Below are 621 nucleotides of genomic sequence, written 5' to 3'. Positions count from 1 at the left end.
GGAAGAACAGGCCCAGGTGGCGCGTGAAGTGGACCGTAACCTGGTGAATATTCGTGATCTGTCGGTGCAGTCGGCGACCGGTGCCAGCCAGACCAGCACGGCAAGCAGTGAGTTGTCGCGCCTGGCGGTGGATTTGAATGGGATGGTGGGGCGGTTCCGCCTCTAACACACCACTCGCTCAAAAATATGCAGGGGCTTGCTCAATGCCAGCCAGTTAAGAAGGCGAATGGCTAAAAAGTAACCTGTGGCGAGGGAGCTTGCTCCCGTTGGACTGCGCAGCAGTCCCATGCTTTGTAAACAAAAAGCGGGGCCGCTTCGCGGCCCAACGGGAGCAAGCTCCCTCGCCACAAATACAGCGTTCACCCTTAACTGACTGGCATTAGGGCTTGCTCTCGATAGCGGTGCATCAGTCAATCCATTGGGTGCTGACATGCCGCTATCGGGAGCAAGCCTCTCGCACACTCGCACATTTGGATCCGCAAGATGATCGCCAGCGCAGCGGATGGCGGTGGATTTGAATGGGATGGTGGGGCGGTTCCGCCTCTAACACACCCCTCGGTCATAAATATAGAGGGGGCTTGCTCTAATGCCAGTCAGTCAAGAAGGAGAAAGGCGACAAAG

1 pseudogene is annotated in these 621 nt (G+C 57.0%); it reads left to right on the top strand.

Annotation, left to right across the window (positions count from 1 at the left end):
* Positions 1 to 166: pseudogene (locus tag M5B97_RS27560) on the top strand (methyl-accepting chemotaxis protein); the annotation flags it as partial.
* Positions 167 to 621: the final 455 nt, after the last annotated feature.

It is taken from the genome of Pseudomonas sp. MWU13-2517 (assembly GCF_023242545.1).
Lineage (GTDB): Bacteria > Pseudomonadota > Gammaproteobacteria > Pseudomonadales > Pseudomonadaceae > Aquipseudomonas.
Note: the sequence above shows the minus strand (reverse complement) of the source record. Positions and strands in the feature narration are given on the sequence as shown.